Source organism: Polaromonas sp. C04, assembly GCF_002002705.1.
Lineage (GTDB): Bacteria > Pseudomonadota > Gammaproteobacteria > Burkholderiales > Burkholderiaceae_C > Rhodoferax_A.
Genome location: NZ_MUNS01000012.1, coordinates 1 through 8992, shown reverse-complemented (window position 1 = coordinate 8992; position 8992 = coordinate 1). Strand labels below are relative to the sequence as shown.

8 protein-coding genes are annotated in these 8992 nt (G+C 65.7%); 6 read left to right on the top strand and 2 right to left on the bottom strand.

Going from position 1 to position 8992, the window contains the following annotated elements; translation table 11 throughout:
• Positions 1-177: 177 nt before the first annotated feature.
• A complete protein-coding gene (locus tag B0E49_RS00185; RefSeq protein WP_077559960.1) occupies positions 178-1119 on the bottom strand; it encodes a LysR family transcriptional regulator in 942 nt (313 codons plus the stop codon).
• Between the two features lie 106 nt (positions 1120-1225).
• Between B0E49_RS00185 and B0E49_RS00180 the strand changes: the two genes are divergently transcribed.
• From B0E49_RS00180 to dnaE, 6 genes are all read left to right on the top strand, one after another.
• Positions 1226-1927 carry a pirin family protein gene (locus B0E49_RS00180; protein ID WP_077559959.1) on the top strand — a complete coding sequence of 234 codons (702 nt, stop codon included), beginning with the start codon at positions 1226-1228 and terminating at the stop codon, positions 1925-1927.
• Positions 1928-1995: 68 nt separating this feature from the next.
• The gene (locus tag B0E49_RS00175; RefSeq protein WP_077559958.1) at positions 1996-2406 is read left to right on the top strand and encodes a DoxX family protein; all 411 of its coding nucleotides are present in this window, start codon (positions 1996-1998) and stop codon (positions 2404-2406) included.
• 28 nt (positions 2407-2434) lie between these two features.
• Positions 2435-3001, top strand: a complete 567-nt coding sequence (locus B0E49_RS00170) for a flavodoxin family protein (RefSeq protein WP_077559957.1) — start codon at positions 2435-2437, stop codon at positions 2999-3001.
• A 29-nt stretch (positions 3002-3030) separates the two neighbouring features.
• Entirely contained in the window at positions 3031-3450 is a 420-nt protein-coding gene (locus B0E49_RS00165) for an OsmC family protein (RefSeq protein WP_077559956.1), read from the top strand.
• Positions 3451-3505: 55 nt separating this feature from the next.
• Positions 3506-4387, top strand: a complete 882-nt coding sequence (locus B0E49_RS00160) for a pirin family protein (RefSeq protein ID WP_077559955.1) — start codon at positions 3506-3508, stop codon at positions 4385-4387.
• A 154-nt stretch (positions 4388-4541) separates the two neighbouring features.
• Positions 4542-8024 carry a DNA polymerase III subunit alpha gene (gene dnaE / locus B0E49_RS00155; RefSeq protein ID WP_077559954.1) on the top strand — a complete coding sequence of 1161 codons (3483 nt, stop codon included), beginning with the start codon at positions 4542-4544 and terminating at the stop codon, positions 8022-8024.
• A gap of 212 nt (positions 8025-8236) precedes the next feature.
• On the opposite strand, the gene tolA is transcribed toward dnaE, so the two are convergent.
• The gene (tolA, locus tag B0E49_RS00150; RefSeq protein WP_168174972.1) at positions 8237-8971 is read right to left on the bottom strand and encodes a cell envelope integrity protein TolA; all 735 of its coding nucleotides are present in this window, start codon (positions 8969-8971) and stop codon (positions 8237-8239) included.
• Between the last annotated feature and the right edge of the window lie 21 nt (positions 8972-8992).

Sequence of the window (8992 nt, the reverse complement as noted above, 5' to 3'; positions counted from 1 at the left end):
GGGTAGACGGGGCACGGGGAGGTTTTCTCATCTTTGTACTTTGTAGGGTGGGCATGAGCGCACTCTACACGCAGTGGCAAGCGTGGGGGATTGAACGCCGCGAAGGGCCGCCCCGAGCAAGTTCGGCCCCCTCAGGGGGCAGCGTAGTACGCGAAGCGACAAGCGTGGGGGCTCCATCTAAAACCCTTGCTGGCGCTCCAGCAGGGCAGCGCGGGTGGCCGGGCTCTCGAGTTGCGCCAGCCACCATTGCAGTGCCCGCCCCTGCGGGGTGCGGGTGGCCGTGCGCCAGGCGTAACTGAAGCGCACCAGCCGGGCCGGGCGCTCAACCTGCCGCGCCACCAGTCGGCCGGTCTCGAGGTAGGGGCGCGCCAGCGGCTCGGGCAGAAAGCCGCAGCCGAGGCCGCGCACATGGGCCTCCAGCTTGGCCGGCATGCCGGGCACGGTCAGCACCTCCTGCCCGCCGAGCAGCCCGAAGGTCATGCCACCGCCGCGCTGCACCGAGTCGGCCACGGCCACGGCGCGGTGCCGGCGGATCAGCTCGTCGCTCAAGGGCTCGGGGGCGCTGGCCAGCGGATGGTGCGGCGCCACGGCAAAGACAAAGTGAATCTGGCCCAGCGGCTTGCTGTGCACGCCGATGCTGGTGGCGGGCTCCATGGCCACGCCGATGGCCAGGTCGGCCTGGCCCGAGGTCAGCGCCTGCAGCGTGCCCGACAGCGCCTCCTCGCGCAGCTTGACCGCGGTCGGCGGCCCCAGCGCAAAAAAGGCCTCGCACAATTCCATCATGGTGGTGTGCGAGACCACGCTGTCCACCGCCAGTGTGAGCTGCGGCTCCCAGCCGGTGGCCACGCGCTTGACGCGGTTTGCCACCGCGTCGATCTCGCCCAGCAGGCGCGCGCCCTCCACCAGCAGTTCACGGCCGGCCGCGGTCAGGCGGGCCTGGCGCGAGCTGCGGTCGAACAGCAACACGTCGAGCGCGTCCTCGATCTGGCGCACGCGGTAGGTCAGCGCGCTGGGCACCAGGCCGAGCGCACGCGCCGCCGCGGCAAAGCTGCCGGCCGCGGCAATCGCCTGCAGCATGGCGAACGCATCGGGTGTCAGGGCATCGCGGGGAGTTTGCATGGAATTCGGCTTTTGATTCAAATAATTTGAATGATGCCATCAAACGCGATGCATGGTATTTGCCGCCGCAGCGCCTACAGTTCAGTTCATTCCAGGAGAACGCATCATGCTGACACTTCGCAAATCACAGGACAGGGGCTATGCCGACCACGGCTGGCTCAAGTCGTTCCACAGCTTCTCGTTTGCCGGCTACTACGACGCCCAGCACATGGGCTGGGGCAACCTGCGCGTGATCAACGAGGACCGCATCGCCCCAGGCATGGGTTTCGGCACGCACGGGCATCGCGACATGGAAATCATCAGCTACGTGCTGTCGGGCAACCTCGCGCACAAGGACACCATGGGCAACGTCAAGGGCATTCCGCCGGGCGACGTGCAGCGCATGAGTGCCGGCACCGGCGTGCAGCACAGCGAGTTCAACCACGCCCAGGACCAGACCACGCATTTCCTGCAGATCTGGATCGAGCCCAACGCGCTCGGCATTGCGCCCAGCTACGAGCAAAAGACCTTTCCCGAGCTTGACAAGCGCGGCACGCTGCGCCTGGTGGCCTCGCCCGACGGCGCGCAGGGCTCGGTCACGGTCCATGCTGACGCCTCGGTTTACGCCGGGCTGTTCGATGGACTTGAAGGCGCCACGCTGACGCTGAACCCTGCGCGCAAGGGCTATGTGCACCTGGTGCGCGGCGAGTTGCAGGTCAACGGCAACAAGCTCGTGGCAGGTGACGCCGCGCTGATCGAGGGCGAAAGCACCTTGAGCCTGTCCCATGGCAAGGACGCCGAAGTGCTGGTGTTCGACCTGAGCGCATGAGCGCGGATCGCCGAGCCTGCGTACTCACCCCTTTTTCCATTTCACCTTTTCAACTTACAGGAATCAACATGTCGAACACACTTCAAAACCCCTTGTCCTTCATAGGCCGCCTGCTGATCGCGGTGCTGTTTTTGCCCGCGGGCATCGCCAAGCTCATGGGCTTTGCCGGCACGGTGGGCTACATCACATCAGCCGGTATGCCGGTACCCGAGATATCTGCGGCCCTCGCGCTGGTGATCGAAATTGGCGGCGGGCTGGCCTTGATTGTCGGGTTTCGCACGCGCTGGGTAGCCCTGGTGCTGGCGTTTTTTACGCTGGTCGCCAGCTTCTACTTCCACGACTATTGGTCCGTGCCGGCGGACCAGAAAATGGTGATGCAACTGCTATTTTTCAAGAATATTGCCGTCATCGGTGGCCTGCTGACGCTGGCAGCCTGGGGCCCGGGCGCCTGGAGCCTGGACGCCAGACGCGCGGCCTGAAGACTTCAACGCAAGCACAAGGACACCTATGGCAAGCGTCGCCGTGGTTTATCACTCCGGCTACGGCCATACCCAGCGCATGGCGCAGGCCGTCGCCGAAGGCGCGGGTGCCTCGGGCGCGGTGAGTCTGGTGGCCATCGACGCCGATGGCAATCTGCCCGCAGGCGGCTGGGACACCCTGGCCGCGGCCGATGCCATCATCTTCGGCTCGCCCACCTACATGGGCAATGTGAGTTGGCAGTTCAAGAAGTTTGCCGACGCCTCCAGCCGGGTCTGGTATGCGCAGGGCTGGCGCGACAAGATCGCGGGCGGCTTTACCAACAGCGCCGGCATGAACGGCGACAAGGGCGCGACACTCGCCACCCTTTTCAATTTGAGCATGCAGCACGCCATGATCTGGGTCAGCCAGGGCCTGATGCCCAGCAACACCAAGGCCGCCACGCGCAACGACGTCAACTACCTGGTGTCATACGGCGGTGCGATCGCGTCGTCGCCGGCCGACGCGAGCCCGATGGAGATGGCGCCCGGCGACCTGGAGACCGCACGGCTGTTCGGGCAACGCGTGGCCGGCATTGCAGCAAAGGTGCACGGCTGATAGATTGCTCCTTTTACGAGGAGTCTTTCATGGCCATTGAACTCAGGCGCCAAAGCACGCCCGCCGGACCCGCGCCGATGGCGCAAACGCTGCGCATCCGCAGCCACGAGTTGCTGGCCGACGGCAGCGTGGCCGAGGGCGGCACCGACGCCGGCCCCAGCCCGCACGATTTTTACGATGCGGCGCTGGGCGCCTGCAAGGCCCTGACCGTGCTCTGGTACGCGCGCAAGAAAGGCATCCCGGTAGCCGACATCCACACGGTGATCGAGCGCGACGACTCGGGCGAACGCTCGGGTGTGTACCGGCTTGCCGCCACGCTGCAGATCAGTGGCGACCTCACCGACGCGCAGTTGCAGGAACTCGGCACCGTGGCGGGCAAGTGCCCGGTGCACAAGCTCATGACGCAGGTCACCACCGAGATCAGCACGCATGTGGAGAGATTGTCATGAGCCGCCGGGCCGCTCCCAAGGCGAATACCGCAGCGCGTCGCGCGGAGGTGATCCAATGAGCGCGCTGCTGCAACTCACGGGGCGCGACCATGACCTCGGCGGCGGCTTCATGGTGCGCCGCCTGCTGCCGTCCGCACAGCGCCAGTCCATCGGCCCGTTCCTGTTTTTCGACCACTTCGGCCCGGTGCTGGAGCAGCCCGGTGTGAATCATGATGTGCGCCCGCACCCGCACATCGGGCTGTCCACCGTGACCTACCTGTTCGAGGGCGCCATGGTGCACCGCGACAGCCTGGGTTATGTGCAAAAAATCGAACCCGGCGCCATCAACTGGATGACGTCGGGCCGCGGCATCGTGCACTCCGAGCGGCGCCCGCAGGAACTGCGCGATCAGGCCTATGTGAACCACGGTATCCAGCTCTGGGCCGCACTGCCGCGAGAGCATGAAGAGGTTGCGCCCAGCTTCGCGCACACGCCGGCCGCCGCCCTTCCGGCGCTCAAGGCGGGAGACGCCGATGTGCGCGTGCTGGTCGGCGAAGCCCTTGGCGCGACCTCGCCCGTGGGGACCTACTCAAGAACCATTTACCTCGACATCTCGCTGCCGGCAAGCGGCCGCCTCACGCTGCCGCCGCTGGCGCCCGAGCTGGCGGTCTATGCGGTCGATGGCGATCTGCTGATCGATGGCACGCCGGTCGCCGCACACACGCTGGCCGTGCTGCCACCGGGCGCGAGCGTGGAGCTTGTGGCCCCGGCGGCCGCGCGATTGATGGTGCTGGGCGGCGATGCGCTGCCCGAACGGCGCTTCATCTGGTGGAACTTTGTCTCCAGCCGCAAGGAGCGCATCGCGCAGGCAGCGCGGGACTGGGAAGCACAGGCCATCGGCCAGGTGCCGGGCGAGACGGAGTTCATTCCGCTGCCGGAAAAGCGCTTTATTGTGTGACCCCGTCAGCCGGCCCGATTCACGATGAATTCGGGCTGTAGCCCATACGGCACCTGCGCATGGGGCTCCTTCTTTTGTAGCAAATCAGCGGCTGATCCCAAAATGCCTGCGTCCAGCCCACGCTGCGAAATGGCGGCTTCCTACAATGCAGTCTATGTTTGTTCACCTGCGTCTCCATACCGAGTTTTCCGTCGTCGACGGCACCAACCGCATCGATGAAATTGTCCAGGCCGCTGCCGACGATGGCCAGCCCGCGCTGGCCATCACCGACCTCAGCAACCTGTTCGGCGCCATCAAGTTCTACAAGGCCGCGCGCGGCGCCGGCGTCAAGCCGTTGATCGGCACAGAAATATTTCTCGAAGGGCTGGGCGCGGACGCGGGTGCCCTGTCGCGGCTGGTGCTGCTGGTGCAAAACCGCCAGGGTTACCTGAACCTGTCCGAGCTGCTGGCGCGTGCCTGGACGCAAAACGTCGTGAAAGCTCTGGCGGTCGTCAAGCTGGCGTGGCTGACGGAGCTGGGCGAAGGCCTGATCGTGCTCTCCGGCGCGCAGGCCGGCCCGGTCGGGCAGGCGCTGGTGCAGGGCGACTCAAGCCGGGCCAGCGCGGCGGCGCTGCAGCTGGCCGCGCTGTTCCCGCATCGCTTCTATATCGAGCTGCAGCGTGCCGGCCGTCTTGATGACGAAGCCCATGTGGTCGCCGCCGTGCAGCTGGCTGCCAGCCTGAAGCTGCCCGTGGTGGCGACGCATCCGGTGCAGTTCACCAAAGAGGACGACTACGAGGCGCACGAGGCGCGCGTGTGCATCGCCGAGGGCGAAATCCTGGGCAACCAGCGCCGTGCGCGCAAGTTCACGCGCGAGCAGTATTTCAAGACGGCCGCGCAGATGCAGGCGCTGTTTGCCGACGTGCCCTCGGCCGTGGCCAACACGCTGGAGATCGCGCGCCGCTGCAGCCTCACGCTGGTGCTCGGCAAGCCGCAGCTGCCGGACTTTCCCACGCCCGAGGTGCAGGGGCGCAAGCTCTCGCCCGACGACTACTTCCGTCATGCCTCCTTCGAGGGTCTCGAGCAGCGCCTGGCGCATCTGTACCCGGATGCGGCGCAGCGCGACCGGGAGCGACCACGCTACGTGGAGCGGCTCGAGTTCGAGATCGACACGATCCTGAAGATGGGCTTTCCGGGCTACTTCCTGATCGTGGGCGACTTCATCAACTGGGCCAAGAACAACGGCTGCCCGGTCGGCCCGGGCCGCGGCTCGGGCGCCGGCTCGCTGGTGGCCTACGCGCTGAAGATCACCGACCTCGATCCGCTGCAATACAACCTGCTGTTCGAGCGTTTCCTGAACCCCGAGCGCGTGTCGATGCCCGACTTCGACATCGACTTCTGCCAGAGCAACCGCGACCGCGTGATCGACTACGTCAAGCTCAAATACGGCAAGGAAGCGGTGAGCCAGATCGCCACCTTCGGCACCATGGCCGCGCGCGCGGCGATCCGCGACGTGGGCCGCGTGCTGGACATGAGCTACACATTTTGCGACGGCATCAGCAAGCTGATTCCGAACAAGCCGGGTACGCACATCACGATCGACGGCGCGATCAAGGCCGAGCCGATCCTGGCCGAGCGGCTGGACAAGGAGGACGAGGTCAAGACGCTGCTGGCGCTCGCGCAAAAGCTCGAGGGCATGACGCGCAACGTGGGCATGCACGCGGGCGGCGTGCTGATTGCGCCGAGCCGGCTGACCGACTTTTGCCCGCTGTATCAGCAGCCCGGCAGCGATTCGGCGGTGAGCCAGTTCGACAAGGACGACGTGGAAGCCATCGGCCTGGTGAAGTTCGACTTTCTGGGCCTGGCCACGCTGACCATCCTGGAAATCGCGAAGGACTTCATCGTCAAGCGGCACAAGGGGCAGGAAAACTTCGCCTACGAGAACCTGCCTTTGGGCGACCCGGCGGTGTACCGGCTGTTTGCCGAGGGCAAGACCGAGGCCGTGTTCCAGTTTGAAAGCCGTGGCATGCAGGGCATGCTGCGCGACGCCAAGCCGACGCGGCTGGAAGACCTGATCGCCATGAACGCGCTGTACCGGCCCGGCCCGATGGACCTGATCCCGACCTACATCGCGCGCAAGCAGGGGAAAGAGCCGGTGGTCTACCCGGATCCGCGCGTGGAGGCCATCCTGTCCGAGACCTACGGCGTCATGATCTACCAGGAACAGGTGATGCAGATGGCGCAGATCCTGGGCGGCTACTCGCTCGGCGGCGCCGACCTGCTGCGCCGTGCCATGGGCAAGAAGAAGGCCGAGGAGATGGCCAAGCACCGCCAGATCTTTCGCGATGGCGCGGCGCAAAAGGGCATCGCCCCGGACAAGGCCGACGCCGTGTTCGACGACATGGAAAAGTTCGCGGGCTACGGCTTCAACAAGTCGCACTCGGCCGCCTACGCGCTGCTGGCGTACCACACGGCCTGGCTCAAGGTGCACTACACGGCCGAGTTCTTCTGCGCCAACATGACGGTGGAAATGGACGACACCGACAAGCTGCGGGTGCTGCACGAAGATGCCCTGAAGATGGGGATGACGTTCGAGGCGCCCGATGTGAACCGCGGTTTTCACCGCTTCGAGCCGATCTCCGACACCGTGATCCGCTATGGCCTGGGCGCCGTCAAGGGCACCGGCCAGCAAGCTATCGATGCCATCGTGGCGGCGCGCCAGGAAGGCGGTCCGTTCAGGAGCCTGTTCGATTTTTGCGTGCGCGTGGACCGCAGCAAGTTCAACAAGCGCGCGCTCGAGGCGCTGATCAAGGCCGGTGCCTTCGATTCGCTGCAGCTCAACCGCGCGTCCCTGATCGCCTCGGTGGATCGCGCGTTCGACTTCGCCACCGCCGCACAGGCCAACGTGAACCAGGGCGGCCTGTTCGACATGGGCGATGACGATCACGGCTCGAGCACACAGGAGCCCGATCTGGTGGACGCCACGCCGTGGGGCGTGAAGGAGCGATTGACCTACGAGAAGACGGCCATCGGCTTTTACCTGTCGGGTCACCTGTTCGACGAGGTGTCGCACGAGGTGCGGCAGTTCATCAAGCGCACGGTCGACGAGTTGATCGACAGCCGCGAGCAGCAACTGATCGCCGGCGTGGTGAGTGATTTCCGCGTGATCAACAGCCAGCGCGGCAAGCTCGCGCTGTTCAAGCTGGACGACAAGTCGGGCGCGATCGAAGCCACGGCGGACGAGGCCGTGCTCAACACCCACCGCAACCTGCTCAAGGACGACGAGGTGCTGATTGTGAGCGGACGGCTGCAGCCGGGGCGAGGCGGTTTCGAGCCGCGCTTCAGCATCAGCCAGGTCTGGGACCTGGCCACGGCGCGCTGCCGCTTCGGCAAGTTCTTGCGCGTGGCGGTGAACGGCAAGGCGCCGGACATCGCGCGTCTGGTGAAGGATTTTCCGCCCCGGCGCGAGACGACGGAGCAGGGTGAATTGTTGCGCGGCCTGGGCGTGCGGCTCAGCGTGCGGCGGCAGGCGGGCAACACCGGCGCGGCGGCCGAGCTGCAACTCGGCGACGAGGCCAAATTCTTCCCGACCGATGCCGCACTGGCCAGCTGGATGGCGCAGGCCGAGCAGAGGCAGGCGGCCATCGTGTATGACTAGGATGAGACACCCCCGAAGCGCCTGCGGCGCCTCCCCCTCAAGGGGGCGATAACGGCGGCCCGGCAAAGCCGGTTCCGCGGTATCCCTGGCATCTGGCTGCGCCGGTTTCATGCGTCGCCGGTCGCGCAATTGCATGGTGGAGCACTGAGTTCAATAGAAAAGTGCCTGTAGCCCTTACCGGGTCTTCTCAGTAAGCTATAAAAACAATAACGTCAGCGCTTCGGCTTGAGATCGACAATCAGGGCCGGGGGCACCCGTCCGTCGGTGTCGCGTGGTAGCTTCTCGGTCTTTTGCAGCGCGCGCAGCGCGGCGTCGTCCCAGGCCGGCAGGCCGCTCGATTTGACCAGTTTGGGGGTGCCGACGATGGTGCCGTCCGGCGCCAGTTGCACGTTGAATTCGGCCGCCGGGTTGCCGCTCACAAGGTTGGCATCGGGGAACACCACATTCGGCCGCACCGCGGCGGCGACAAGGGCCCCATAGCTGCCCGACGGGCCGGAGGAGCGCAGTGCATTGCCGGTGGCGTTGGCGCCGCCCGCGGCGTTGGCCATCGCCAGCATGTTCCTGACGGTTTCCTTATGCAGCTTGTCGGCCTGCGCCTTGGCCAGCGCCTGGGCTTTCGCTTCGGCTTTCGCTTCTGCCTTCGCTTGCGCCTGTGCCTGTGCTTTGGCCTCAGCTTGCGCTTTCGCCTGTGCCTGCGCTTTAGCCTCTGCCTTCGCCTCGGCTTGGGCCTCGGCTTTAGCCTGTGCCTTCTCGGCCGCTTTCCTTTGGGCTTCCTGCTGGTCTTGTTTCTTCCTGTCCAGCGCCGCCTGCTTTTCCTGCGCGCGTTTCTCGGCGTCCAGCTCTTTTTTCTGCTCGCGCTTCTCCTGCTCCAGTTTCTGCTGCTGCGCGAGCTTTTCTTTCTCCAGCTCCTTCTTCTGGCGCGCGATCGCAATGTCGGCGTCGCGCACCGATGGCGCTACCTGCACAGG

Coding starts and splice junctions, on each gene's coding strand:
- B0E49_RS00185 (WP_077559960.1), bottom strand. CDS start 1,119: ATGCAAACTCCCCGCGATGCCCTGACACCCGATGCGTTCGCCATGCTG.
- B0E49_RS00180 (WP_077559959.1), top strand. CDS start 1,226: ATGCTGACACTTCGCAAATCACAGGACAGGGGCTATGCCGACCACGGC.
- B0E49_RS00175 (WP_077559958.1), top strand. CDS start 1,996: ATGTCGAACACACTTCAAAACCCCTTGTCCTTCATAGGCCGCCTGCTG.
- B0E49_RS00170 (WP_077559957.1), top strand. CDS start 2,435: ATGGCAAGCGTCGCCGTGGTTTATCACTCCGGCTACGGCCATACCCAG.
- B0E49_RS00165 (WP_077559956.1), top strand. CDS start 3,031: ATGGCCATTGAACTCAGGCGCCAAAGCACGCCCGCCGGACCCGCGCCG.
- B0E49_RS00160 (WP_077559955.1), top strand. CDS start 3,506: ATGAGCGCGCTGCTGCAACTCACGGGGCGCGACCATGACCTCGGCGGC.
- dnaE (WP_077559954.1), top strand. CDS start 4,542: ATGTTTGTTCACCTGCGTCTCCATACCGAGTTTTCCGTCGTCGACGGC.